Consider the following 24,382-nt stretch of genomic DNA (forward strand, 5'->3'; position numbering starts at 1 on the left):
CAACCTGTTTCAATCGGTCGCATACCATCGCGAAGGTGATCACGGTGGCCACTTGGAACGTCCTGCATCGCGTCCACGCCGAGAACTGGTACGAGGACGTCGCCACCCGCTGGCCGGACGAGGGCGCACGGATCGCCGAAGTCACCGCGCGGGTGGCCGAACGCACCGAGCGGATCATCGCGTTACAGGAGGTCAGCGGCGATCAACTGGCCAGCCTGCGAATGGCGCTGCCGGATCGAACCTTCCACGCGATGCGGTATCAGCGGTTGCCGACGCCGCGGCGCATGCCCAGTTCCTTGCTCGACGGCGGGGAGTACCTGGTGGTGCTCACCGCGGAGCCGAGCAGGGAGGTGACCGCCGAATCCTTCGCGCACGACCACGGCAAGGGCGCCCTCGTCGTCGACGTCGGCGGGCTGACGGTCATCGCCACCCATGTCACCGGCGATCGGCGGCGCACCGACCAGCTCGCCCGCCTGGCCGAACTCGCCACCGATACCCCGGAGGACGCCGCGGTGCTGCTGGGTGACTTCAACATCGACCGCGCCACCGTCGCCGCAGGGTTGGGCGACCACTTCATGGTCGCCGAACACGTCGCGGGTGGGCTGCCCACCCGCCCGCGTTCCTCGGGAACGAAGTCACAGCACATCGACCACGTGGTGGTCCACGGCGCGACCGTCACGGCGGCGTCGGTCGACGACATCGGCGGGGTGTCCGACCACAATCTCGTCCACGCGAGCGTCATGGTGTGAGTCGGCCGGGGTCCGCGTCGATGCCGTCGTGCTGCCGATGCCGGGCGGGCCACGAGTTCGGTGCCGCGGCGATTCCGGTCGATCCGTGCAGGAGCTCGCAACGGAACTTCCGGAAAGTGGGGATGCCACAGCATGATCGGCGAGTTCGGGGAAGGAGCCGGGATGTCCGCAGGCGCGAAATCTCCCGCGCTCACAGCGGGTTCCGCAGCGGCGGCGCGTCTTCGACCCCACTGAGTCGTTGCCGTGTCACGTGCGCCGCAACAGCTCCCGACTGGTAACACCCAAGTCCCGAATTCCGGGAAGCACGAACGACCTCGGCGCGGACGACGAACGTCGTCACCCGCTCGCGGCAGAGATACTCCAGGCCAGAACGATTCGGCTCCGGTCTGTGGCCGGGACCCGTCGAGTCGAGTCCGGCGCGCGGGTCTGTCGGGCATCCGATCCGGCGCCTCCCCGCGCTACGACGGGCGGTAGTATGAGTCGGTGCGTAATCCGACGGTAGTGGCGGCGCGGCTGCGCGGCGCGTTCGTCGGATCCGCGGCCGGGGCGGTGAGCATCGCCGCGCACGCGCTCGGCGGCGGTGCGATGGCACCCGGCGCGGCGCCGATCGCCCTGCTGATCGCCGCGTGCGCGGCGGTCGGCGTGCTGGCCGGTGCGCGACCCCACCGGCACGGGCGCGGCGAGATGATGGCCACGCTGGCGGTGGCGCAAGCCGTCGCGCATTTCGCGTCCACCCTGTCGGCCGCTCATCACCACGACGCGGGCGCGACCTCGGTCATGCTCGGCACGCATCTCGCGGCCGTCCCGCTCGGCGCGCTGCTCATCCGCGCCGCCGAACACGCTGTCGTGCGCGCGGTTTCCGATGTGCGCCACACGGTGCGCGTGCTCGGCGAAGGTCCCAGCGCGCCGGTCCGGATCGGCTCGCCCGCGTTCGGGCATGTTCTCCCCCATCCGCGCCGCCCGCTACTGAGTTCGGGCCCCGGTCTGCGCGGCCCGCCACCTATCCGCTGACCCCTACATCGCGCCGACGAGCCTCGCCGAAGTGCCGGGCCGCGCTCGACGACCCAGCCGACGATGCGCTTCGGATCATGGCTTCCCGCTCCGGCTCGCGAACGCCGTTCCGACCTCGGGAATCACGGCGGTACAGCGCCGGAGAATCGACTCGCCGTGAACCGGATTGCGAAGCGGGCGTTTTCGGCGACTCGCAGTGCGGCTTCAGGGCCAGATCGGCTGCCGCCGACTCGGATGCCCGGCCTCCTCGCGGCGGGCCGGATGTGGCGTGTCCACCGACAGCACCGAGTGACCCGAGCCCGCCGACGGATCGGTCGATGCCCGGAGCTCCCGAGGCCTTCGTCAGCGCGCACCACACCGAATCTCACGACTTGCGGAGTTCTCATGACCGTCAACCTTTTCGTCGCACCGCGCACCGCTCGCCTCCTGCGTGGCGCGCTCGCCGCCGCGGCGGTGCCCCTTCTGCTGACCGCGTGTTCGTCGGCCGACAAGACCGGCACCGTCGCATCCGCCGATGCGGTGACCATCTCCGACCAGTGGGTCAAGGCCGCCGACAGCGGGATGTCGGCCGCCTTCGGCGACCTGACCAACAGCGGCGACACCCCGCGCACCATCGTCTCGGCCACCAGTCCCGCCTCCGGCCGGATCGAGTTGCACGAGGTGGTCACCGACGCGAACGGCACCAAGGCGATGCGGCCCAAGCCCGGCGGCTTCGTCGTTCCGGCGCACGGCCGCACCCAGCTGCGGCCGGGCGGCGACCACATCATGTTCATGGACCTGCACGGGCCGCTGCGCACGGGGTCGGAGACGTCGGTCACGCTGACCTTCGACGACGGCTCGACCACCACCTTCACCGCTCAGGTGCGCGACTTCGCGGGCAACCAGGAGAATTACGTGCCCGATCACGCGGGCGGCGAGGCACATGCAGGCGCGCAGACCCCCGCGCACGGTGGCTGACCGCAACGAACCGCGTCCCGCACGGATCAACCGGCGGCGTCTGCTGGGCGGCGGAGCCGCCGCGGCCGGCGTCGCCGGTGTCGGGCTCGGCGCGTCCGCGCGTACCGGACGGCGGGAATCCGGTCCCTCGGCCCGGGAAGCGACGGTGCCGTTCTACGGCCCGCACCAAGCCGGGATCGACACCCTCCCGCAGTCGCACGCGGCATTCGTCGCCTTCGATCTGCGACCGGGTGTCCGGCGCGATGACCTCGTCGGACTGCTGAGGATATGGACCGGGGACGCCGCCCGGCTGACCGAGGGGCGGCCCGCGCTCGCGGACACCGAAGCCGAACTCGCGCTGCACCCGGCGCGGCTCACCGTCACGGTGGGTTTCGGGCCCGCGGTGTTCACGGCGGCCGGGCTCGAGCATCGCAGGCCGTCGTGGCTGCGGCCGTTGCCCCCTTTCGCCATCGACCGGCTCGAATCCGCCTGGACCGGAGGCGATCTGCTCCTGCAGATATGCGCCGAGGAGGCGACCACGGTGTCACACGCGGTGCGTGTGCTCTGCCGGAGCGTGACCTCGCTGGTCACCGTGCGCTGGGTGCAACGCGGATTTCGCGATGCCGCACCAGGCCGGACACCGCGCAACCTGATGGGCCAGGTCGACGGCACGGTGAACCTGGCGCCCGGCACACCGGAGTTCGCCCGTCTGGTGTGGGACGACGGGGCCACGCAGCCCTGGCTGCGCGGCGGAACCTCGTGCGTACTGCGGCGGATCGCGATGACGCTGGACACCTGGGACCGGATCGACCGAGAGGAAAGGGAACTCACCGTCGGCCGCACCATCGCCGACGGCGCGCCGCTGACCGGAACCGGCGAGTTCGACGAGCCGGACTTCGCGGCCGTCGACGCGAACGGGATACCGGTCATCCCACCGTCATCGCACATCGCTCGCGCCCATCACACCCACGACGGCGAGCGTTTCCTGCGGCGCGGCTACAACTACGACGACGCCCCCACGCCGGGCGCGACCTCCAACTCGGGTCTGCTGTTCGCCGCCTATCAGCGGGACGTGGACACCCAGTTCCTTCCGGTCCAGCGTCGGCTCGCGGAATTCGACGCTCTCAATGTGTGGACCACACCCATCGGTTCCGCGGTGTTCGCGATCCCGCCCGGGGTCGCGTCACCGGGCGGCTATCTCGGGCAACCGCTGTTCGAGGCGTGAGAAGTGTTCGGCGCCCATGCGGCGCCGGACACCTCAGGTCCACAACACGGCCACCAAGACGTTCACGATCGCCAGCACGCCCGCGGCATCGGTCAACCACGGCACCGGCTTGCCTCGCTTCTCGTCCGCGTGCCCGATCTCCGCGAACGCCGCCACCGCCACCGCGACGACCAGCTTCACGCCGATCTTCACCATGTTCGGGTCCTTGCCGAGCGAATCGATCGACTCGGCCATGCCGACCAAGATCAATCCGGTGACCACCTGCAACCGCGCACCCCAGACCATCACCTCCGAGACCCGAGGCCGCCCCGCCACATAACCACCCACTACCGCCGCCATGCCGAGCAGGTGAGCGACGACTACGACGTTGTAGATCAACTCTGACACGTTCACGCAGCAAACTTGCCATGGTTCGGGCGCGAGTGCACTTCGCGATTTCGCTGCCCGATGGGACGAACTCGCCCGCACCGGTGCAGCGCATTCGAAGAGCTCGGTCACCGAACTACGTCGCGTACAGCGTCACCTGACGGATGTGGCGGGGATGCCGCACGACCCCACAGTGGACCACACGACTTGCATCACACCTGCTCGAAGGACCAACCACATGGTCGAAATCCGACGCGGTCGCACACGGTGGCGAACCAGCAAGACTGTCACCACAATCGCGGCCGCTGTCGCCGCGGGCGGACCCGCCGCCGCGACCCTACCGAAGCGAACTGCCGGACCGGCTACGACGCCGACCAGCCCGCGGAGAAACGCCGGCGTCCGTGTAGCGACACGGCCGGCCGCGCGACTATCGTGACGAGTCGATCTGTTGGTGGACTTGGCTTTTCACCCCCCGGTGGGAGTATTCGAGGTTGACGTATGAGCAGCACATCGGTCACTGTCACGCTCGACCGGCTGCGCCGGGATCTGCGCGAATTCGCGCGCTTGGCCGAAGCGCGTTACGACCCCGCGGTGGTGGATCCGGCGCTGGACGCTCTCGCCGATCTGTGGACCGGCTCGGTGGTCGGTGTGCGCACCACGACCCATCCGGTGCCCGAGCGCGAGGTCAACGCCAGGGTGCAGCACTCGGGCCCGCCGGCAGAACTGGTCGAGACGCTGCGCGGTGCCGGACTGATCACCTTCACCGGACATCCCATGGAGAAATTGCTGGCGGAGGTCTGTGCCGAGGTCCCGGCGGGATCGGCCGTCGACCTGTCCCTCACCGGTGGTGTGCAGAAGGTCTGGCTGTTCTTCGCCGATGTCCTCGAGGTCGAGCGGATGCTCGCGTTCCCGGGGATTCCGGACGCGGCGCGCTCGCACACCGAGCACTTGACCCGCTACGGCGGCAAGGTCGGCATTCTGGCGCTCGATTTCGCCGGTCGCACCATGAACTTGTATTCCCAGGTGCTGCCGCCCGGTGCGATCACTTCCGACGACATCGCCGCAATCCTGACCGACCTGGATTTCGTCGCGGCCACCGACGAAGAACTGACGCTGTTCGACGGCACATTCAACGTCTACCGCACCTTCTCTTGGACCTCGCCGCGCATGCGACGCATCTGCTTCCCGCAGCGTTATCAGGAATCGAATTTTCCGCGCGACCTCGATCCGGTGCTGGCCCGTTTCGTCGACGGGGCGCCGCGTGCCTTCGAAGGGCCACGCGGCTTCACCCTCTACGCCGCCTACGGTCCGCACTCGCGGTACTACAAAGTGCAAGCCGAATACACGACCGTCCATCGTGCCGTCATCCCCGGCGGCGGCGCCGCGCCGCGAGCGAAATAGGCGCGGCTCGTAGTGACCGCCGCTGACGAAGATGGCCTCGAGGTGCGGCGGACGTTCGGCGGCGGCGAGCGCCTGCATCGAGTGCGCGCAGACGATGGCGGCGTCGACCGGGCGCACACGTTCCTGACGTGACCTCGAGCCGTGCGCACGCCGAGGAGGGGTGATCCACGCGACAGTGCAATCTGGAATGATTCCAATAAAGTCGGAGTTGTTCTTCGTGAAGATCACGAGAGGAGTGCAACCATGACTACGGCACACAAGACTCAGCACCGAACCAATCGCCGTCTCGCCGACGAGGTCCGCAATTTCACCGGTTCACCCCGCCTGGCCGCCGATCTGCAGCGCGTTCTCGTCGATCTCGTCGAACTGCACTTGCAAGGCAAGCAGGCCCACTGGAACGTCGTCGGCGCCAATTTCCGCGATCTGCACCTGCAACTCGATGAGCTCGTCGATGCGGCACGGGAGGGCAGCGACACGATCGCCGAGCGGATGCGAGCCCTCGACGTGGTCCCAGACGGACGCTCCGACACCGTCGCCGCGACGACGAGCCTCCCGCCGTTCCCCGCCCAAGAGGTGAACTCCGCCGACGTCGTCGACTTGATCACGACCCGCACCTACGCGGCGATCGACACCATCCGCGACGTGCACGACGCGGTGGACGCCGAGGACCCCAGCACCAGCGATCTGCTGCATCAGATCACCGCGTCGCTGGAGAAACTGGCGTGGATGATCAAGTCGGAGAACCGCAAGGTCTGACGGCACGAGCGCGATACGCCGAGTGGAAGCACCCGCCGTTCCCTTCCAGGGGTCCGAGCGCGATCATTGAGGCGTGCACGACCTGATCCGCTCGGTGTGGCACGAGCCGCACGCCCCAGACGCTCCACCTCGGTCATGGCGGGATCGGGCGCTCGTGGGAACGTTCATCGCGCTCGCGGTTCTCGAAGGTTCGCTTCGACAAGACATCTCGCACCGGTTCGTGTGGATCGCGGTCGCGGTCGCGATCATGCCCACGCTGTTGTGGCGCCGGAGCCGACCGCTGTCGATGGTCAGCATCGCCTTCGTCGGCTCGACCTCGGCGACGGTGCTGCTGGGTGGCGATCAGTCGGACATCGCCGCCATGGGGGCGACGCTGCTGCTGCCGTACGCGTTGTACCGGTGGGGGTCCGGGCGCGACATCGTGATCGGATCGGCGATCGTCTTCCCCAGTGCGGGCATCGCGATGCTGACCGGCGGCCTCCCCGCCGCCGATGCGGCCGGAGCGTTCATCGTGCTGTTCGCGGCCGTCGCGCTGGGCTTGGCGTTCCGGTACCGGGCACGGGCGAAGGCTCGGGAACTCGATCAGGTCAAGCTCGTCGAACGCGAACGACTGGCCCGCGATCTGCACGACACCGTCGCGCATCATGTGTCGGCCATGGCGATTCGCGCCCAAGCCGGTCTGGCGATCGCGGAGTCCACGCCCGGCGCCGCCGTCGACGCGCTGCGCCTGATCGAGGCCGAAGCCGCGCGCACGCTCGCCGAGATGCGCGCCATCGTGCGTGTGCTCCGGCGAGACCAGCCGATCGATGATGGGGACCGCTCGCCCAATCCCGGCATCACCGATCTGGAACAGCTCGCCGGTTCCACCGGCAACGGTCCTACCGTAGAGGTGGAGATCAGTGGTGATGTCACCGATCTGCCCGCGACGGTCGGCACCGCGATCTACCGCTTGGCCCAGGAGTCGATCACCAACGCGGTGCGTCACGCCCGGCACGCCACCCGCATCGAAGTGCGTGTCACCAGCGACGACACCGCGGTCCGACTGCTCGTCCGTGACGACGGCGACGGCGGTCCCGCACGCCCGGCCGGATCTCCGGGTTACGGGCTGGCCGGCATGGCCGAGCGCGCCGACCTGCTCGGCGGCACCTGCGCGGCGGGCCCGAACTCCGACCGCGGGTGGACCGTGACGGCGGTGCTGCCCCGGGAGGTTGCGGCGACATGACCGCAGGCGAGCCGACGACGTCGAATCTGCGGGTGGTCGTCGCCGACGACCAGGAGATCGTCCGCACCGGGCTGGTGATGATCCTCGACGCCCAACCGGGTATCGAAGTCGTCGGCGCGGCCGGGGACGGGGCCCAGGCCGTCCGGCTCGCTCGCGATCTGCGCCCAGATGTGTGCTTGTTCGATATCCGCATGCCGGGCGTCGACGGCATCGAGGCCACCCGCCTGCTCGCCGGGCCTGCCGTCGACGACCCCCTCGCCGTGGTCGTCATCACCACCTTCGACCTCGACGAGTACGTTTACGCGGCGCTGCGTGCCGGCGCACGCGGATTCCTTTTGAAAGAGGCCGGACCCGCGATGCTCGCGCAGGCCGTCCATGCCGCCGCTCGCGGCGACGCGCTCATCGCCCCGAGTATCACCGCGCGTCTGCTCACCGCCTTCGCAAGCACCGGACGCGCCGCAGCGCCTGCCCGGCCCGCCATGGAACTCACCGAGCGCGAGGAGCACGTACTGGCCACCGTCGCCCGAGGGCGAACCAACAACGAGATAGCCGCGGAGCTGCACATCAGCCTCAGCACGGTCAAGACCCACATCGCGAGCCTCATGGCCAAACTCGGGGCGCGCAACCGGGTGGAACTCGTCATCTGGGCGTACGAGACCGACCGCGTCGGGCGCTGACCGGAGCACCTCGGCCGAAAGTATCCCCGGGCCCCGTCCTATCGGCCGACTCGGATCGAACCGCTCGTCCGATGTGGTCCGTCGGCCGGTTCGCCAGGATGGTTGCACAACCGACGCCGCTCGCGGCCCGGCGTGACCATTCGAGGGAGAAAACCATGTCGGCATCGACGAACGCGACCACGCCCGAACGCGACGCCACGATGAAGGCGATCGTCCAACGCGGTTACGGTGCACCGGAACAGGTACTCGCACCGGACGACATCGCCCGCCCCGCTCCCTCCGACGACGAGGTCCTGGTCCGCATGCGCGCCACCAGCGTGAACACCCCGGACTGGCTCGCGGTGACCGGTGTGCCGTACCTCCTGCGACTGGGGTTCGGACTCCGCCGGCCTGCGACACCGGTGCGCGGAAGTGACATCGCGGGAACCGTGGAGGCCGTCGGAAAGAACGTGACCGGCTTCCGCCCCGGCGACGAGGTATTCGGTTCGCTGTGGGGCAACAGCGCGAAATCGCTGGCAGGCACGTTCGCCGAATTCACGGTGGTACCGGCGTCCCAGCTGATCGGCAAACCCGCCGAACTGTCGTTCGCGGAGGCCGCGGCATCGGTCATGTCGGGCATCACGGCGCTGCTGGCAATGCGCGACGTGGGCCGGGCCGGGCCGGGGAAACGGGTCCTGATCAACGGCGCGTCAGGCGGTGTCGGAACGCTCGCGGTGCAGATCGCCAAGACGCTCGGCGCTCAGGTCACCGGCGTGTGCAGCACCCGCAACATCGAGCTCGTGCAGTCGTTGGGCGCCGACCACATCATCGACTACACCCAGGAGGACTACACCCGCGGCACACAACGCTACGACGTGATCCTCGACAACGTGTTGAACCATCCGCCCTCCGCGACAGCCGATCTGCTGACACCCACCGGAATATTCATCCCCAACAGCATCGGCAGCGCCAGAGGACTTTTCGGGAGCCTGCCGAGGATCGCCCGAGCGAAGATGATGGGTTGGGGTTCGACCGACGTCCGCACCGTCACCTGCCTCCCCGGCCAGGACGATTTGAACGATCTCGCCGCGCTCTTGGTGTCCGGCGACGTCAAGGTGATCATCGAGCGGGCCTATCCCCTCGGCGAAGCCGCGCACGCGGTCGCCCACATGCTCGGGCACCACGCCAGAGGCAAGATCGTCATCACCGATTAGCTTGCCCGGCGACCGCGGTCCAGCCTTCGCCGCACCTGTATCGGAGGGGCCTCGTTGGTTGAACCGCGCCGTCGGCGGAGTGGCTTGTGCGCCACCGGGGAGTTGCTCACCCACCAGTGAACTCGGGTGGTCTGCGCTCCAGCACGGCCGAGACGGCCTCGCGATGGTCCTCGGTGTGATGCGCGGCGGCCTGCATGGCCGCAGACAGCTCGAGCAGGCTTTCCAAGCTCTGGTGTGTTCCTTCGCGCAGCAGCCGCTTGGTCATTCGCAGCACATGCGGCGGATTGGCGCACACGCGGGCAGCGAGCCGGTGGGCCGCGTCCAAGAGTGCGCCGGGCTCCACCACCTCCGAGACCAACCCCCAGTCGAGTGCGGTGTGCGCGTCGATCGGCTCACCGGTGAACGCCATTTCGCAGGCCCTGGCCATGCCGATCGCCCTGGGCAGCAGCCAGGCTCCGCCGTCGCCGGGGACCAGGCCGAGCTTGACGAAGCTCTCGGCGAACACGGCGGTGGCGACGGCGATCCGCAGGTCGCACAGCAAGGCCAGGTCGCAACCCGCGCCGATGGCCGGGCCGTTGACGGCGGCGATGGTGGGTATCTCGCAGTGATACAGCGCTCTCGGGATCCGCTGGATCCCGTGACGGTATTCCTGACGTAGCCGCGCCGGTGTGCCGCCGAACATTCCGGCCCGGTCGCGCATGTGCTTGACGTTGCCGCCGGAGGAGAACGCCGAGCCTGCACCGGTGAGGATGGCCGCCCGGAGGCTGTGGTCCTGGTTGGCCGCCGCCACCGCGTCCTCGAGGGCGCTGATGGTGTCCGCTTCGGAGATCGGATTGCGGGCTCGCGGGTTGTTCAGGGTCCAGACGACCACATCGCCGGTCCGGTCGATCAGGATCGGGTCACTCATCGCGACCTCCGGACGCCGACTCGGACAGGACGATTCGCACATCCACCGGCGTGAGGTCGTGCCCGGACGCGATCACCGGATTGAGATCGAGTTCGGCTATCTCCGGGTGCGCGGCGACGAAATCCCCGATGCGCACGAGGAATCGCGCGAGCCCGTCACGATCGACCTCGGGCAGGTGCCGGTAGCCGTCGAGCATGCGGGAGGCGATGGTCTCCTCGATCATCTGGTGAGCTTCCGACTCGGTGAGGGGGACGGCTCGGAACGCGATATCCCGGACCGCCTCGACCAGCACCCCACCGGTGCCGAAAGCCAGCACCGGCCCGAAGATCGGATCCCGGGTCGCGCCGACGAGCAACTCCACACCAGCGTCGGCCATGGGGGTCACGATCATTCCGTCGATCCTGGCGTCGGGCACCTTCGCGGTCACCGCGTCGACAATGGAGTCGGCGTTCTCGGTCGCGGTGGAGGCCACCACTCCCAGCCGGACGCCACCGACGTCCGACTTGTGGATCACCTGGGCTGAGACGACTTTCAGTGCACACGGTCGCCGGTACGCGGCGACTGCAGGAGCCACCGCATCCACGTCGCGCGCGAAGGTCCACATGCCGACCTCCACTCCCGCGTCGGCCAGCACCCGCCGCGCGGTCGGCTCGTCGAGGATCCCCGAACCCGGGATGGGCGGGGCGGGCGGCGGCAGTGTCAGCGAGGAGCGCCGGGCGCGCTCGGCGATCAGGCGGCCGCGCCGGTGCAGAGCCGCCGCCGCTCGCACGGCGTGCTCGATCGAGCCGAGCACCGGTACGCCGCCGGCGCGCAGCCGGTCGTGATTGGCGATATCGAGACCGGCGTAGCAGCTCTGGATCACCAAGGGCACCTTGTATTCGGCCGAAAGCGCGAGCAGGACGCCCGCCGTCGCGTCTTCGCTGTCGCGCAATCCCGCGTCGAAACGCAGGTGGTAGCCACCGAACAGCCCGATGATCAGCACGAGGCCCACCGCGGGATCGCGCATGAGGATCTCGGCGGCTTCGGCGAAGACCATCGGGTCGGTATCGGTGGCGCCGGCCACATCGACGGGGCCCGAGACCGCGGCCGCCGCGCCGAGCACTTTCCGCAATTGTTGCCGGGTGTGCTCGGCGAGCCGTGCGGATTCGATCCCGTGCGCGGCCAGGCCATCCGCCGCCAGCGCGGCGTGTCCACCGCCGTCGCTGAGAATCGCGACCGTGCGCCCCGGGGTGATCGGAGCACACACGGCGAGGGCTCCCGCGACGACCGCGAGTTCGTCGGAGCGATCGACCAGTTCCACCCCGGCTTGGCGCAGGACGGCGGTCGCCACCGCGTCCGAGCCCGCGATCGAGCCGGTATGCGAGGCCGCCGCGCGCCGGCCCTCCTCCGAGCGGCCGCCGCGCAGCAGGACGACGGGCGTGTCCGGCGCGGTCCGAGCGGCCGCCACCAGGAACGACCGCCCGTCGGCGAATCCCTCGGAATGGACCGCCACGACACCGGTTTCCGGATGACGGGCGAGTTCGACCAGGCATTCGTCGTAACGGACGTCGGCTTGGTTGCCCAACCCCACGTACGCGTGAAAGCCGGGACCTCTGAGGACGTTGTTGTCGTTCACCAGCGACAACAGCATGTTCCCGCTCTGCGTGATGACGCTGATCGGTCCGCGCGGAACACCCTGCAGCCCTACCAGATTCGCACCCGAAGTGAGGTTGAGCAGGCCGGAGGTGTTGGGACCGATGACGCGAATGCCGGTCTCGTCGATCGCGGCTGCCAGCTCGGCGGCGAGATCGGCGCCGTCCACGCCGATCTCACCGAAACCGTTGGCGAGCACCACTGCTCCGGCGATGCCCGCGGCCGCGCATTCACGCAACGCGCCGGGCACGGCGGCGGCGGGCAGGGCGATCAGCGCGACATCGGCGCCGGGAGGAACCTGATCGAGCGATGCGCAGACATCCAGGCCGAGTATTTGTCCGGCATTGGGATTGACCGGGTAGACGGGGTTTTCGTAACCGGCCTCCCGCAGAGCGCGAATGGCCTGGTGACCGCGCTTCGCCGGGTCGGAAGACGCACCGACCACCACGACGGAGCGTGGATCCAACAGACGTTCGAGCGCGGTGCGGACCGAGGCGTCGAGTGTGGGCACGTCACTTCCCTTCGAACACAGGGGTGCGGCGTTCGGCGAACGCCGCGACGCCCTCGGCCCAGTCCCTGGTCGCCATCAACTCCAGGATCTGGCGCGGCTCACCGGCGAGCGCGACTTCCAGGGGATCGTCACGGCGCAGCGCGGCCTTCATCCGCGCCAGCGACAACGGCGCTTTCCCCGCCAATGCGTCGGCGAGTCCGCGCGCCGTATCGAGAAGGACGTCGCCGGGCACCGACGCGTAGGCCAAACCCCACTCGAATGCTTGTGTGCCGGAGCAGCGCTCGCCGAGGACGAGCAGATCGGTGGCGCGGCGCAGACCGACCAAACGCGGTAACCGATGGGTGACTCCGCCGCCGACGAACGTCCCGATGCTCACCTCGGGGAAACCGAGCTGCGCGTCATCGGCCATCACGAGGAAGTCCGCGCTCACCGCCATTTCGGCGCCTGCGCCCAGCGCGTATCCGCCGACGGCGGCGACGACCGGCGTGTCCATTCGCTGGATCTGCTCGCACGCCCGCTGGGCGAGATCGAGGTAGTGCGCTTGCTCGGTGGGCGTGCGAGAGCCGACGTGATGCGCCTTCAGGTCGGCGCCGGCGCAGAACGCGCGGCCCGCACCGTGCAGCACCACGCAGCGCACCGCCGGATCGGAATCGGCGACCACCAGGTGGCCGATCAACGCTTCGTAGAGCTCTTCGCTGACCGCGTTGAGCCGTTCCGGACGGTTCAACGTCAGCGTCGCTATCGGACCGGACCTGCTCACCAGCACCATGGACATTCGCTCATCTCCTCCTGCTCGGGTCGACGTCACACTATGCCATAACATTTGCATTCCCATCTCTGAATGCAAATCGATTTGCATGCACGGGAACGCGGGTGTTGCATGACCGACCATCAGTTACCCGGGTCACAGCCCACGGTCCTTGGGAGGCATCGTGCCCACCTCAATTCCCCCTACGCGAAATCTCCAGCACACCATCACCACTCGTCAGCTCACGATGATCGGGATCGGCGGCGTCATCGGCGCCGGGTTGTTCGTCGGCAGCGGCACCGCGATCGCGGCCGCCGGACCCGGCATCGTCCTGGCCTATCTGCTCACCGGCCTGGTCGTGATCCTGGTGATGCGCATGCTGGCCGAACTGGCCACGGCGCGCCCGGAGACCGGTTCGTTCTCGAGTTACGCCTCACGCGAACTCGGGCCATGGGCCGGACTGTCGGTCGGCTGGGTGTACAGCTACCACTGGTCGGTGACGGTCGCTTTCGAGGCCGTCGCCGGTGGCGCGATCGCCAACCAGCTGGCGCCCGCGGTGCCCGCCTGGGCGTTCGCCCTGCTCTTCCTGAGCGCCCTGACCGGAGTGAACTTGGCCGCGGTGAGCTCGTTCGCGCGTTTCGAGTTCTGGTTCGCCTTGATCAAGGTCGCCGCGATCGTCGTCTTCATCGGCGTCGGCATCGCGGCGATCTGCGGCGCGTTCGCCCACTACACCGCACCGGGCACGACGAACCTGCTGGGACGAGGCGGGTTGCTGCCCAACGGATTCACTCCCCTGCTGGCCGCATCGCTGACGGTCTTCTTCTCCTACTTCGGCACCGAATTGGTCACCATCGCCGCCGGTGAGGCCGACGATCCGGTCAACGCCGTGCGGGCGAGCATGCGCAGCGTCGCCGGGCGCATCCTCGTCTTCTACGTGGGCTCGATCCTGGTCGTCGTGACCTTGCTGCCGTGGGACAGCGCCGAGATCACCGAAAGTCCGTACACCGCGGTGCTGAATCTGCTGGGGATTCCCGGTGCCAGGACCATCATGAACCTGATCGTGCTCACCGCGGTGCTGTCGTGCCTGAATTCGGGGCTCTACTCCGCGTCGCGCATGCTGTTCGCGCTGGCCCAACGCGGAGAGGGGCCGCGACCGCTGGGCCGCGTCACCCGCTCCGGTGTGCCGACGGCCGGGGTTCTCGCCGCCGCGAGCGCCGGATTCCTGGCCGTGGCCGCGAACTACTTCCTACCCACCGGAGCGGTTTTCAGCTTCCTGCTCAGCTCGTCCGGCGCCGTCGCGGTGGTGGTCTACCTGTGCATCTGCGCCACGTACATCGCCGGCCGACGCAACCGCGCCGCCGTGGAATCCGCCGCGCCGGCCGTACGGATGTGGGGGGCTCCCTATCTGCCGTACCTGGTCTTGGTCACTCTGCTGGGCATCGTGGTGGGGATGGTGTTCGGTTCCGATACCCGAACGCCGCTGGCGCTCACCCTGGTGGTCACGACCCTGGCCGTCGCCGCGGGCCTGCTGCACCAACGTCGCGCCGACCGGGTCGCGGCGATGACGCCGGTGAAATAGCCACCGGCAGAACAGGATCAGACGCCGTCGGCGGCGTATACGCCGAATTCGCCCAGCAGTCTTTCCTCCTCCAACAAGGTCTCGCGGACCTCACGGCCGAGGAGGTGCGCCACCGCGCCGGACAACGCCTGGACGATCGACGTGAAGGCGGTGATCGAGCGCAGCACGCTCGCGCTCGACGCCTCGACGTAGAAGGTCTCGTGCGCCGCCGCCGCCAGCGGCGAGGCCGGGGTGTCGGTCAGGGCCACGACGTGGGCGCCACGCTGGCGGGCCCACCGCGCCGCACGGACCGTGTCGGAGCTGTAGCGATGGATCGATATCGCCACGAAGCAATCCCCCGCGCGAACACGGCGCAGTTCGTCGGTCAGCGACCCCCTGGTCCCCGTCACGGTCGCCACGTCCTCACGCAACAGACCGAGCAGGTAGCCCAGCAGATATGCAGGCGCGTGGCACTTGCGCAGGCCCATCACGTGGACGCGGGGCGCGCGCGCCAGCTGGGCGGCCACCGCGTCCCAAGTGGTGTCCGCGATGCCCGCGAAGGAACGGGCGATGTTCGCCTGGTCCAGCACCACCTGGCTCTCCCGCAGGCCCGCACCCTGCGCCACCAAGTGTTCGAGGTTCTCGAAACGGCGCAGCAACTGCGCCCGCTCCTGCAGCCGCTCCTGACACAGGCGGGCCAAGCCGGGATATCCCTTCAGCCCGAGGCCATTCGCGAACCGCACCACCGTCGCCTCGTTGACGCCGACCGCGCTCGCCAGATCGGACACGGTCATGAACGCCACCGCCTCCGGGTCGGACAGCACGCGCTCGGCCAGCTTCTTGTGCGAGGCCGACAGCGAATCCCATCTGGCGCGGATCTCGGTGACCAGATCGTCGAATGTCGCCGGACCCGTCGCCGACTCCGCATTCGCGCCCACCGCGCCTCCTCCACCACTTCGACCACCACGGATTCTTTCCCAATCTATCCGACCGAGCCGAGCGGCCCCCCGGGGTCGGCCCCCGATCCGGGGCGCAGGAAATCGGTCGCGCTGGAGCGCACATCCCGTCCCACCGCCCGGGGCGCACCGGATTTCGCGGCATTGTCGCGTTCGCCGTCTGATGCACGCCGCGAACACGACTTCATTGGTGATGCCAATCAAAGGTAGGTATAGTTGGCACCGCCAATGTTAGTGTCGCCAACGAAAGAGGCTCTCATGTCCACGAACACCCTGATCGCCGATCGGATCGAGATCGCCGATCTGTTCGCGCGCCTGGCGCGCCTGCTCGACGAGAAGCGATGGGAGGACGCGGCCACCGTCTTCGCCGACGATGTGGCGATCCACTCGCCCCGCAACGGCGACCTCCAGGGCATCGACAACCTGGTCGGCCTCATGCGACAGGCCGAGGTCGCGGACGAGCACACCCAGCACGTGACCACTGATCTACTGGTGGACGTCCACGGCGACCAGGCGGCCGCCTCGGCGAACTCGCTCGTGTACTTCTTCCGTGAAGGCCGAGCACCCCATCGAACGAGCGGCCTGCGCATGGCCTGCACCGTCGTACGGACGCAGGCGGGCTGGCGACTCAGGGAGTCGCGGACCACACTTGCCTGGATGCACGAGGAGTGATCTCTCCCCACCCCGCCGGCTCGGCCCGGCGGGCTCCGGGATCGTTACCGCGTAACCGGATCAGGACGCGGTCAGCTCGGCGGCGAAGAGCTCGCGCACCCGCTGCCAGGAATCCTCGGCGGCTTGCTTGTCATACACCTCACGGCCGGGGAAGAAGAAGGCGTGCCGAGCCTCGGGATACACCACCACGTCGTGCCGGACACCCGCCGCCGACAACGCCGCACCGATCCGCTCCCGCTGATCGGCATCGATGATGTGATCCTGCCCGCCGAAGAACAGCGCCAGCCGAGCGGTGATACCAGGCGTCGCCGCCGACAGCGGATCCGGAACGCTCAACGCCATACCCGAGTCGGGCACCCATCCCGGGTAGTAGATGGCGGCGGCGCGCAGCGGCAGCCGGGTCGCCGCGAAATAGGTGACGTGGCCACCGAGGCTGAAGCCCAGCATGCCGACCCGGTCACCGGCCCCGGCATGCTCGCGGGCATGGTCGGCGGCGGCGCGCAGGTCCGCCTCGACACCGTCGCGGGTCAATCGGCCCAGCAGTTCGAACGCGCGGGCCCGGTTGGCATCGCTCTCCTCGAACCCGGCAGAGGTCTCGGGACCGCTGCGGTGGTACAGATTCGGCGCGATCGCCACATATCCCAGGGCGGCGACATCGCGCACGACGGCCCGGACCTCATCGGTCAACCCCCACAACTCGGCTCCGACCAGGACGAGCGGGTAGTCGCCCGCCCCCTCCGGCCGGGCGAGATAAGCCGCCATGGGTGTCGCGTCGTCCTGGGGGATTTCGATCTGCTCGGCCGTGATCTCGTATGTCACGAGGCCACTCTAACCGCTTCGGATCGCCACCGCGCCAGAGGAAATCGCGCACCGGCTCTCCGGAATCACGGGCACTGCGCCAGGACGCCCAGCGGACCGCACCCGGGCGGCGGATCCGGCCCGACGTCCTCGGCTGCGCCGGGATCGTCGGCGACCGCCTATCCGATGTGTAGCGGCTCCCGCCCCGGACCGCGAGGGCCCCCGACTCGAGCGGCGAGGGTTCGCGCCGCACACCGTCACAGGTGGCAAGTCGTCCGGTTGCGGCGAGGTCGCTGCTGGGCCTGTAATGAGCGCGAGCACCCGCTGAGGCGGGGTGATACCCAGGTGGACGGCGTGGCGGTCCGCCGACCGCGAGGAGTGCACGATGACAACCGGATACGTGTGGAACACCCTCTACGGGTGGGCCGACACCGGCAGCGGCAGTTTGTTCCCGTCCGACGTCACGGTCGGTCTCCAGCCGATCGGCCACCACCTCGCGCATCCCGACACCAAACGACGCTTCCACGAATTGGTCTCGGTGTCCGGACTGCTGGACGAGTTGCACTCGATCAAGGCGGAACCGGCCGACGAGGCCGACATCTTGCGGGTGCACACCACGCAACATCTGGAGCGCATCAAGACCGAGAGTCTGCAGCCGAAGGGCGGGGATGCCGGCGACGGCGTCTCGTCCTTCGGCAAGGGCGGATACGAGATCGCCGCACTTTCGGCGGGCGGTGCGATCGCACTCGTGAAACATGTGCTGGCCGGGACGGTCGACCATGGTTACGCGCTGGTCAATCCGCCTGGGCACCACGCTACCCACGCAACCGGCATGGGCTTCTGCATCTTCAACAACATCTCCATCGCCGCCGCCTACGCGAAAGACGTACTCGGCGTAGGACGCGTCGCCGTCGTCGATTGGGACGTCCACCACGGCAACGGCACTCAGGACATCTGGTATGAGGATCCGTCGGTCCTTACCATCTCGATCCACCAGCATCTGTGTTTCCCACCGGATTCCGGCTACCGGGAGGAGCGCGGCACGGGCGACGGACACGGCTACGCGATCAACGTGCCGCTCCCGCCGGGCAGTGGAGACGCCGCGTATCTCCACGCGATCGACCGAGTCGTCGAACCCGCGCTGCACGCCTTCGCGCCCGAGCTGATCATCGTCGCGTCCGGTTTCGACGCGAGCATCCTCGATCCGCTGGCTCGGCAGATGGTCACCAGCGGCGGCTTCCGGCACCTGACCCGCCGGATGCTGGACATCGCCGCCGCGACCTCCGCGGGCCGGATCGCCTTCGTGCAAGAAGGCGGCTACAGCCCGCACTATGTTCCGTTCTGCGGGCTGGCGGTGCTCCGCGAACTGCTGGGCGAACCGTTCGTGGACGACCCGTACACACCGATCGTCACAACGCAAGGCGGCGACGTCCTCCTCGACCACGAGGCGGCCGCGATCGAAGCGGCCGCCGCCTTGGTCGCCGATCTCTGACCCCAGTCGGCCCATGGCGACACCTGCTGTCCGGCGCAGATTCAGAACGGCTCGGCGGGACGCGCTTTCGCCGAACCGCCGCACCGGGATTCGCTGGACAATCGCTACCGGTGACGACGACAACTGCGCCTCCGCTGGAGACATCGTTCAGTTCGCGGCGAACGCTTCGCCACGAATCCACTTCAGCAGGGTCGGATTGTCCACGGTGGTGATGACGCTGACCTCGTGCCCGGCATCGAGCGCCTGGCCGGTGAGCAGACGGCCGGTGGGACCATTGGCTCCGAACACTGTGATACGCATGGCAAACTGTTCCTTCCCGAGCACGACACGCACTGACAATCGGTTCGGAGGGCCGTGCACAGCCGAGTGACGCCTATCGCCCGTGCCCGAAAGGCTTCGGTCACGGCCACGGCGACGATCTCGACCGTCACGACCAACCGAGCGACCACAAGACGCCGGTGACGGCGCCCGCGTGACAGGTACGGACGCGTGACATGTGTCACCTGAAGGGCGACACCGGTTGGACCAGGTCCAGCGCCTGGCGCATCGGTCGGTCTCGGCTCGGAGTCACCTATGCCGAGGAGGCGAGGACGCCCGGGTTCACACCGTGCCGGCGTGGACCAGGTGCGGCACCGAATTCGCCGGCCGAGCGGCGGCTCCGACGCCATACGCGCTCAACAACTCTGTCGCAGTACGGTCTTCGATCCGTGTGAAGCCGAAGGACAGCAACGCATCGCGGATCTCCTCCGCGGTGAAGAAGCTGAGCCATGGCTCACCGACCGCGGCGACGCGATCCGCGCGTGCCTGCCTGTCGTCGGCCGCGACGTCATGCGGCGCCGAGGAGGGCGGGTACAGATAGTCGAAGACCACCTCCGCGGCGGCGCCGTGACCGGCGATGTAGCGCAGTGTGTCATCGATCGATGCCCTGGTCAGGTACATGACAACACCCAGCCAGACGAACAACGCGTCGCTGCTGCGGTCCAGACCGGCCGCGGCCAATCCGGCGGCGAGCGTGGACTCTTCGAAGTCGATCGGGGCGAACGTCAGCGATGGCGGGACGGCGATTTCGGCCTCGGCAAGCCTGCGCCGCTTCCATTGCTGGGTGTCGGGATGATCGACCTCGAAGAATCGCACGTTCTCGTGGGCATTGCGGTAGGCGCTGGTGTCCAGCCCCGCACCGAGGACGACTACTTGGTTCGTCCCCCGGGCCACCGCGGCCGCCACCACGTCATCGGCGAAGCGGCTGCGCGCCGCGATGAACAAGCGCCGTCGACGAGCCAGATCCTGGTCGATCCCTCGCTCGAATTCGCTGGCGCCTATGGCTGCTTCGCCGACGATCCGCACAGCCAGCGGATCCGTGAACACCCGCGGCTCGTCGGCGATTTGATGGTGGGCCCTCGCTCGCGCTACGGCCATGGCGGTTCTACTCGGTTCCCCGACCTGCATGCCGCCACCCTACCGATCGGACCGGATCACCCACACACCAGACGGTGACCGTCGCCGCTTGACGCACCACCACCTAGATGAGAGCATTGCTCTCAAGAAAGAGCGGTTATCACTGGAGGTAGTTGTGCTCGGCGCGGTCAAAGCGGCCAATCTCGGCCTGATGTTCTTGTTGGAGTTGAGCGTGCTGGGGAGCGCCGGATATTGGGGTTTCACCGTGAATGCGCAGTGGCCGATCAAGGTCGTGGCGGGCATCGGCGCACCCCTGCTGCTCGCGGTGCTGTGGGGACTGTTCGCCGCAGGCGGCGGAACCAATGCCACATACCCTTTGCACGGTTTCGCTCGAATGCTGTTCGAATTGGCCTGGTTCGGCACCGGCGCATTGGCGCTGTACGGCGCCGCGTCACTCACCCCGGCCGCGATCCTGTTCGTCTGCTACCTCGTCAACGGCGTGCTGCGCCTGGCATGGAACCAGGGGTGACGCGGCACCGACGCAGCTCCACGCCGAGAAGCCCGCCGAAGACCAGTTCCCCGCGGAGAACGGCGATTCGAATTCCCGTCCCATTCCGCGCTCCCGGTCGCGCGGCCCGCAGTCGGGCGCGCCGTCCACGATGGTTCACCGATCCCGGCCGCCGCTGGTGAGTAATACCGCACCGCAACACTATTCGATGAGAGGGTCCTCGACGACGGTGTCCAGGTGCGTCGACAGGTCGTCGACCAGGCGACCGAGCAGGCGAACGAGGTCGCGCTGATCGGACTCCGACCATCCGGACAGGGCCTGGCCGAACCAGCCGTCGATGACTCGCAGATAACGGCCGATCAGCTTCTCCCCAGCCGGAGTGAGGGTAATCAATCGGGCGCGTTGGTCGTCCGGGTCCGGGACACGCCGCACCAAGCGGCGCCGTTCGAGACCGTTGAGCAGGCGCGTGACGTGCGGCCCGGCCACCTGCATCCGGGCCGCTATCTCCCCCACCCGCAACGGTCGCCCGGCGGATTCCAGGATCACGAGGATTGTGACCGCGGGCCGCTCCAGGGTGATTCCGGCTGCCGCCGTGGCCGTTTCGAACAACTGCCCACGACCCAGCGTGTTGCTCAGCTGCGCCATGCGCGGCAGCAGCCCCTTCAGCGCGTCGTTGTCGCCGCTCATTTCCCACCTTGTTCAGATACCTAAGTTAGGTATATAGTACTCGGCATCCCACCCCCTCGACAGCGAGGGCGTGCGGTCGAAAAATAGATACCTAAGGTAGGTAGATGAAAATGCAGACATCAACGGACGTCCTGATCGTCGGCGCGGGCCCGACCGGTCTTGCCCTCGCGATCGACCTGGCCCGCCGAGGCGTCGGTTACCGCATCGTCGACCGCGCCGCCGGACCCAGCACGGCGTCGCGCGCCAAGACGATCCAGCCCCGAGCCCTGGAGGTCGCCGACGACCTCGGCGTGATCGATCGAGTGTTCGAGCTGGGGCGGGTGCATGTGCCGACCCGGCACTACGACCGTGACCGCGTGATCTCCGAGGCCGTGGAGGCCGCGCTGGGCGTACGCGATCCAGGGGTGCCGTACCCGCCGGTGTGGTTGTCACAGCCGCTGTTCGAGCAGATCTTGCGCGATCGGCTCGCCGAACTCGGCGGCCGGGTCGAGTGGGGAGCCGAGGTGACGGCCGTCGCACAGACAGATGACGCCGTGGAGGTGACCGTGTCCACGACCACCGGTGATCGGCGAATGCGCGCCCTCTACGTCGTCGGTTGCGACGGTGGGCGCAGCGTGGTCCGGGAGCGGATCGGCGCCACACTCGCCGGGGTGTCCTATGGCGACCACCGCTGGTGGCTCGGCGATGTGCGGATCGAGGGCTTGGACAATCGCTGCCAGCACGTGTGGATGAGCCCCGAGCACGGGATCCTCTCGCTGTTCCCGCTGCCCAGCACCGATGTCTGGCAAATCCAGGCGTCCATTCCCGCCGATGACCCCGATCCTGCCGCGCCGACACTCGACCTGTTCCGGCGCCTGTTCGCCGAGCATTCCGGACTGGGAGAGGTCCGCATCGAGGACGCCGGTTGGTTGTCGCTCTACCGGATCAACGTCTGCCTGGTCGACCGTTACCGGGTCGGGCGGGTCTTCCTCGCCGGGGATGCCGCGCATATCCACTCCCCCGCCGGTGGGCAGGGCATGAACACCGGCATCCAGGACGCCTACAACCTCGGCTGGAAACTCGCCGCCGTTCTCGACGGGGCCGATGAAAGCCTGTTGGACACTTATGAACTCGAACGCCGTGCGGTCGCGCGGGCCGTCCTCGACGACAGCACCGACCGTATGCACGCACTCATGCGCTCCGCGGGCAACGGCGACGGAGCGTCGGCCGTCCGCAGGCTCACCGACGATTTCACCACCGGGCTCACCGTCGCCTACCCCGACAGTCCGCTCACCGGCCCCGGCCCGAGGACCGGCCGCGTTCGCGCCGGTGACCGCGCTCCCGACGCCGTCGGTATCGAGGCCTCGTCCGGTCGCGAAGTCCGGGTGTTCGATCTGCTGCGCGGTCCCCATTGGACCCTGCTCACCTTCGACCAGGGCAACGCTCCCGACCAGACCGAAGCCCGCGGCACCGCAGCGACGCGAAGGATCCGGATCACAACCGACACAGCCGCTACCGGGGCCGACACTCTGATCGATGGGGACGGCAGTGTCCACCGCAACTACGAGATCACCGGTGGCACCGCGGTACTCATTCGTCCCGACGGCTACATCGCAGCCGTGTTCCGCGACGAACCCACGGTCGCGGGCTGGCGGCACCGCTCGGCCGACATCGGAGAGGACGTGCGGCCGGGCGTGGAGAACCAGGACTCGACGCGATCGGCGTATGGGGATGACAGAGCAAACCCGTCCTGAGCGGCCCGCTCCCATCGCGGGTCGAGGCGGTTAGCCTGAGCGGGTGGGACCGATCGGGCTCGAGCATGACACAGGGTGGGATTTTCGCCGTTCGTCCGGTGACGCGCCGGTGGGCGGCACGGCGATGATCGGGTATCGCGCTCGTGGGGCCGGCGGGTTGGACCTCCGGGTCACCGCGCTACCGGCGGTCACGGTGCTGATCGAGTTCGGGGAGAACGAACTGATCGTCGACAGCACGGCGGGCCGGCAGGCACTCAGCGGCTTCGTCTCCGGGTTTCCGCACGGGACGATGCGGGTGCGCACCGAGCGGGCCGAATGCATCGAGGCGCGCTTGTCGCCGCCGCAGTTCTATTCGTTGTCGACTATCGATCCGGTCGATCTGGGCCGCACGGTCGTCGGCTTGGACGATCTGTGGGGTCGCGGGGCGCTGTTGTTGCGTGAGCGGCTCGCCGGTGCCGCGACATGGGAGGAGCGTTTCGCGCTGACGAATTCGTTTCTGCGGCAGTGTGCCGACCCGACCCGGACCCCGGACCCGGAAGTCGTCGCCAGTTGGCGACGCATCGTCGCGAGCCGAGGGCAGGTCTCGGTCGGCGAACTCGCCGGATCCTGCGGATGGAGCCGCAAACGGCTGTGGTCCAGGTTCGAAGCCCAGATCGGACTGACCCCGAAGCGGGCCGCGATGCTGGTCCGGTTCCGGCACGCGGTCGAAGGCCTGCTGACGGGCCTTCCTGCCGCCGACGTCGCGGCGACCTGCGGCTACACCGACCAGTCCCACCTCTGCCGGGACGTGTCGAGCTTCGCGGAGATCACGCCGGGTGCGCTGACGGCGGAGCCGCTCACCGCCATCTCGAAACACCGCTACCGAGTGTGGGGAACATTCTTCCGGTGAACGCCTTCAGCTCCAATTGGGGCAGGCGGAGAGCCGATTCCGCGCATTCGACGCCCGATCACTCCCGACGGGAACGATCGCGTCGCCCATTTCGATCCGGCTGACTGTAATGCTGGCCGCACCGGGGTGGGCGTGGTTTCCTCTGACCCGATCATCCGGTTCGAGCGAAAGGCCCTGGTATGTCCGCCGATCACACAGCCGGCATCGCATCCGCTCCACAGGTGGTCGGGTCAGGCGGTCACGTCGGCGCGCCGAGCACCGTGATGGCGGGCAATGCCAGGCTCTATTCGACGGTCGACCCCGTCACACAGGCGGCATAACCCGTTCTCGTGACCAGAGGACTCGTGCCCACAGAACTCC

At 68.4% G+C, this 24,382-nt stretch carries 24 protein-coding genes; 15 read left to right on the top strand and 9 right to left on the bottom strand.

Annotated elements, in window-relative coordinates:
- Positions 1-35: 35 nt before the first annotated feature.
- The 4 genes from ACFV2O_RS34520 (at position 36) to ACFV2O_RS34535 (ending at position 3,921) form a co-directional block, all read left to right on the top strand.
- Complete coding sequence (locus ACFV2O_RS34520) at positions 36-749, top strand: endonuclease/exonuclease/phosphatase family protein (protein ID WP_379255870.1); 714 nt, start codon at positions 36-38, stop codon at positions 747-749.
- Between the two features lie 483 nt (positions 750-1,232).
- Positions 1,233-1,760 (top strand): hypothetical protein, encoded by a 528-nt coding sequence (locus ACFV2O_RS34525; RefSeq protein WP_379255871.1) that lies wholly within the window; start codon positions 1,233-1,235, stop codon positions 1,758-1,760.
- 384 nt (positions 1,761-2,144) lie between these two features.
- Positions 2,145-2,717, top strand: a complete 573-nt coding sequence (locus ACFV2O_RS34530; RefSeq protein ID WP_379255873.1) for a copper chaperone PCu(A)C — start codon at positions 2,145-2,147, stop codon at positions 2,715-2,717.
- A complete protein-coding gene (locus ACFV2O_RS34535) occupies positions 2,710-3,921 on the top strand; it encodes a Dyp-type peroxidase (protein ID WP_379255874.1) in 1,212 nt (403 codons plus the stop codon). Before ACFV2O_RS34530 ends, ACFV2O_RS34535 begins: the two co-directional genes overlap by 8 nt.
- A 33-nt stretch (positions 3,922-3,954) precedes the next feature.
- Here the strand turns inward: ACFV2O_RS34535 and ACFV2O_RS34540 are convergent, their stop codons facing one another.
- Positions 3,955-4,260, bottom strand: a complete 306-nt coding sequence (locus ACFV2O_RS34540) for a hypothetical protein (protein WP_355079438.1) — start codon at positions 4,258-4,260, stop codon at positions 3,955-3,957.
- Between the two features lie 525 nt (positions 4,261-4,785).
- On the opposite strand from ACFV2O_RS34540, the gene ACFV2O_RS34545 reads away from it, so the two are divergent.
- The 5 genes from ACFV2O_RS34545 (at position 4,786) to ACFV2O_RS34565 (ending at position 9,536) form a co-directional block, all read left to right on the top strand.
- A complete protein-coding gene (locus ACFV2O_RS34545; RefSeq protein WP_379255876.1) occupies positions 4,786-5,688 on the top strand; it encodes an aromatic prenyltransferase in 903 nt (300 codons plus the stop codon).
- A 243-nt stretch (positions 5,689-5,931) separates the two neighbouring features.
- Complete coding sequence (locus ACFV2O_RS34550) at positions 5,932-6,444, top strand: DNA starvation/stationary phase protection protein (RefSeq protein WP_355079322.1); 513 nt, start codon at positions 5,932-5,934, stop codon at positions 6,442-6,444.
- Positions 6,445-6,598: 154 nt separating this feature from the next.
- Positions 6,599-7,666, top strand: coding sequence for a sensor histidine kinase (locus tag ACFV2O_RS34555; RefSeq protein ID WP_379255878.1), 1,068 nt, complete (start codon positions 6,599-6,601; stop codon positions 7,664-7,666).
- Positions 7,663-8,343 carry a response regulator gene (locus ACFV2O_RS34560; protein WP_379255879.1) on the top strand — a complete coding sequence of 227 codons (681 nt, stop codon included), beginning with the start codon at positions 7,663-7,665 and terminating at the stop codon, positions 8,341-8,343. Before ACFV2O_RS34555 ends, ACFV2O_RS34560 begins: the two co-directional genes overlap by 4 nt.
- 155 nt (positions 8,344-8,498) lie before the next feature.
- On the top strand, positions 8,499-9,536 hold the full coding sequence (locus tag ACFV2O_RS34565) for an NAD(P)-dependent alcohol dehydrogenase (protein WP_379255881.1): 1,038 nt from the start codon (positions 8,499-8,501) through the stop codon (positions 9,534-9,536).
- 106 nt (positions 9,537-9,642) lie between these two features.
- On the opposite strand, the gene ACFV2O_RS34570 is transcribed toward ACFV2O_RS34565, so the two are convergent.
- The 3 genes from ACFV2O_RS34570 to ACFV2O_RS34580 are packed head-to-tail and all read right to left on the bottom strand — an operon-like array spanning position 9,643 to position 13,361.
- Complete coding sequence (locus tag ACFV2O_RS34570) at positions 9,643-10,443, bottom strand: crotonase/enoyl-CoA hydratase family protein (RefSeq protein ID WP_379255882.1); 801 nt, start codon at positions 10,441-10,443, stop codon at positions 9,643-9,645.
- Positions 10,436-12,586, bottom strand: a complete 2,151-nt coding sequence (locus ACFV2O_RS34575; protein ID WP_379255884.1) for an acetate--CoA ligase family protein — start codon at positions 12,584-12,586, stop codon at positions 10,436-10,438. The genes ACFV2O_RS34570 and ACFV2O_RS34575 overlap by 8 nt, the downstream gene beginning before the upstream one ends.
- 1 nt (position 12,587) lies before the next feature.
- Entirely contained in the window at positions 12,588-13,361 is a 774-nt protein-coding gene (locus ACFV2O_RS34580; protein ID WP_379255886.1) for an enoyl-CoA hydratase/isomerase family protein, read from the bottom strand.
- A gap of 157 nt (positions 13,362-13,518) precedes the next feature.
- Between ACFV2O_RS34580 and ACFV2O_RS34585 the strand changes: the two genes are divergently transcribed.
- A complete protein-coding gene (locus ACFV2O_RS34585; protein ID WP_379255888.1) occupies positions 13,519-14,913 on the top strand; it encodes an amino acid permease in 1,395 nt (464 codons plus the stop codon).
- A 17-nt stretch (positions 14,914-14,930) separates the two neighbouring features.
- Here ACFV2O_RS34585 and ACFV2O_RS34590 read toward each other — a convergent pair whose 3' ends face one another.
- Positions 14,931-15,830, bottom strand: coding sequence for a MurR/RpiR family transcriptional regulator (locus ACFV2O_RS34590; protein ID WP_379255890.1), 900 nt, complete (start codon positions 15,828-15,830; stop codon positions 14,931-14,933).
- A gap of 276 nt (positions 15,831-16,106) precedes the next feature.
- Between ACFV2O_RS34590 and ACFV2O_RS34595 the strand changes: the two genes are divergently transcribed.
- On the top strand, positions 16,107-16,520 hold the full coding sequence (locus ACFV2O_RS34595; RefSeq protein WP_379255891.1) for a nuclear transport factor 2 family protein: 414 nt from the start codon (positions 16,107-16,109) through the stop codon (positions 16,518-16,520).
- A gap of 60 nt (positions 16,521-16,580) precedes the next feature.
- On the opposite strand, the gene ACFV2O_RS34600 is transcribed toward ACFV2O_RS34595, so the two are convergent.
- Complete coding sequence (locus ACFV2O_RS34600) at positions 16,581-17,339, bottom strand: dienelactone hydrolase family protein (RefSeq protein WP_364435462.1); 759 nt, start codon at positions 17,337-17,339, stop codon at positions 16,581-16,583.
- 364 nt (positions 17,340-17,703) lie between these two features.
- Here ACFV2O_RS34600 and ACFV2O_RS34605 point away from each other — a divergent pair, with 364 nt between their 5' ends.
- Positions 17,704-18,810 carry a class II histone deacetylase gene (locus tag ACFV2O_RS34605; RefSeq protein WP_379255892.1) on the top strand — a complete coding sequence of 369 codons (1,107 nt, stop codon included), beginning with the start codon at positions 17,704-17,706 and terminating at the stop codon, positions 18,808-18,810.
- Between the two features lie 147 nt (positions 18,811-18,957).
- Here the strand turns inward: ACFV2O_RS34605 and ACFV2O_RS34610 are convergent, their stop codons facing one another.
- Both ACFV2O_RS34610 and ACFV2O_RS34615 read right to left on the bottom strand, forming a co-directional pair.
- Positions 18,958-19,110 carry a hypothetical protein gene (locus ACFV2O_RS34610; RefSeq protein ID WP_355079345.1) on the bottom strand — a complete coding sequence of 51 codons (153 nt, stop codon included), beginning with the start codon at positions 19,108-19,110 and terminating at the stop codon, positions 18,958-18,960.
- Between the two features lie 300 nt (positions 19,111-19,410).
- Positions 19,411-20,226, bottom strand: coding sequence for a class I SAM-dependent methyltransferase (locus ACFV2O_RS34615; protein ID WP_379255893.1), 816 nt, complete (start codon positions 20,224-20,226; stop codon positions 19,411-19,413).
- Between the two features lie 88 nt (positions 20,227-20,314).
- Here ACFV2O_RS34615 and ACFV2O_RS34620 point away from each other — a divergent pair, with 88 nt between their 5' ends.
- Positions 20,315-20,734 carry a YrdB family protein gene (locus ACFV2O_RS34620; RefSeq protein WP_355079349.1) on the top strand — a complete coding sequence of 140 codons (420 nt, stop codon included), beginning with the start codon at positions 20,315-20,317 and terminating at the stop codon, positions 20,732-20,734.
- Between the two features lie 180 nt (positions 20,735-20,914).
- Here the strand turns inward: ACFV2O_RS34620 and ACFV2O_RS34625 are convergent, their stop codons facing one another.
- Complete coding sequence (locus tag ACFV2O_RS34625) at positions 20,915-21,400, bottom strand: MarR family winged helix-turn-helix transcriptional regulator (RefSeq protein WP_379255894.1); 486 nt, start codon at positions 21,398-21,400, stop codon at positions 20,915-20,917.
- Between the two features lie 104 nt (positions 21,401-21,504).
- On the opposite strand from ACFV2O_RS34625, the gene ACFV2O_RS34630 reads away from it, so the two are divergent.
- Both ACFV2O_RS34630 and ACFV2O_RS34635 read left to right on the top strand, forming a co-directional pair.
- A complete protein-coding gene (locus tag ACFV2O_RS34630; RefSeq protein WP_379255896.1) occupies positions 21,505-23,133 on the top strand; it encodes an FAD-dependent monooxygenase in 1,629 nt (542 codons plus the stop codon).
- A 43-nt stretch (positions 23,134-23,176) separates the two neighbouring features.
- Positions 23,177-24,022, top strand: coding sequence for a helix-turn-helix domain-containing protein (locus ACFV2O_RS34635; RefSeq protein ID WP_379255897.1), 846 nt, complete (start codon positions 23,177-23,179; stop codon positions 24,020-24,022).
- The last annotated feature ends 360 nt before the right edge of the window (positions 24,023-24,382 follow it).

The sequence above is a fragment of the Nocardia sp. NPDC059691 genome (assembly GCF_042733915.1).
Lineage (GTDB): Bacteria > Actinomycetota > Actinomycetes > Mycobacteriales > Mycobacteriaceae > Nocardia > Nocardia sichangensis.

Excerpts from the sequence above, each read along its gene's own strand:
- ACFV2O_RS34530 (WP_379255873.1), top strand. The coding sequence starts at position 2,145 with ATGACCGTCAACCTTTTCGTCGCACCGCGCACCGCTCGCCTCCTGCGT.
- ACFV2O_RS34595 (WP_379255891.1), top strand. The coding sequence starts at position 16,107 with ATGTCCACGAACACCCTGATCGCCGATCGGATCGAGATCGCCGATCTG.
- ACFV2O_RS34630 (WP_379255896.1), top strand. The coding sequence starts at position 21,505 with ATGAAAATGCAGACATCAACGGACGTCCTGATCGTCGGCGCGGGCCCG.
- ACFV2O_RS34540 (WP_355079438.1), bottom strand. The coding sequence starts at position 4,260 with ATGGCGGCGGTAGTGGGTGGTTATGTGGCGGGGCGGCCTCGGGTCTCG.
- ACFV2O_RS34615 (WP_379255893.1), bottom strand. The coding sequence starts at position 20,226 with ATGGCCGTAGCGCGAGCGAGGGCCCACCATCAAATCGCCGACGAGCCG.
- ACFV2O_RS34570 (WP_379255882.1), bottom strand. The coding sequence starts at position 10,443 with ATGAGTGACCCGATCCTGATCGACCGGACCGGCGATGTGGTCGTCTGG.
- ACFV2O_RS34565 (WP_379255881.1), top strand. The coding sequence starts at position 8,499 with ATGTCGGCATCGACGAACGCGACCACGCCCGAACGCGACGCCACGATG.
- ACFV2O_RS34550 (WP_355079322.1), top strand. The coding sequence starts at position 5,932 with ATGACTACGGCACACAAGACTCAGCACCGAACCAATCGCCGTCTCGCC.
- ACFV2O_RS34545 (WP_379255876.1), top strand. The coding sequence starts at position 4,786 with ATGAGCAGCACATCGGTCACTGTCACGCTCGACCGGCTGCGCCGGGAT.
- ACFV2O_RS34580 (WP_379255886.1), bottom strand. The coding sequence starts at position 13,361 with ATGTCCATGGTGCTGGTGAGCAGGTCCGGTCCGATAGCGACGCTGACG.
- ACFV2O_RS34610 (WP_355079345.1), bottom strand. The coding sequence starts at position 19,110 with ATGCGTATCACAGTGTTCGGAGCCAATGGTCCCACCGGCCGTCTGCTC.
- ACFV2O_RS34560 (WP_379255879.1), top strand. The coding sequence starts at position 7,663 with ATGACCGCAGGCGAGCCGACGACGTCGAATCTGCGGGTGGTCGTCGCC.
- ACFV2O_RS34625 (WP_379255894.1), bottom strand. The coding sequence starts at position 21,400 with ATGAGCGGCGACAACGACGCGCTGAAGGGGCTGCTGCCGCGCATGGCG.
- ACFV2O_RS34605 (WP_379255892.1), top strand. The coding sequence starts at position 17,704 with ATGACAACCGGATACGTGTGGAACACCCTCTACGGGTGGGCCGACACC.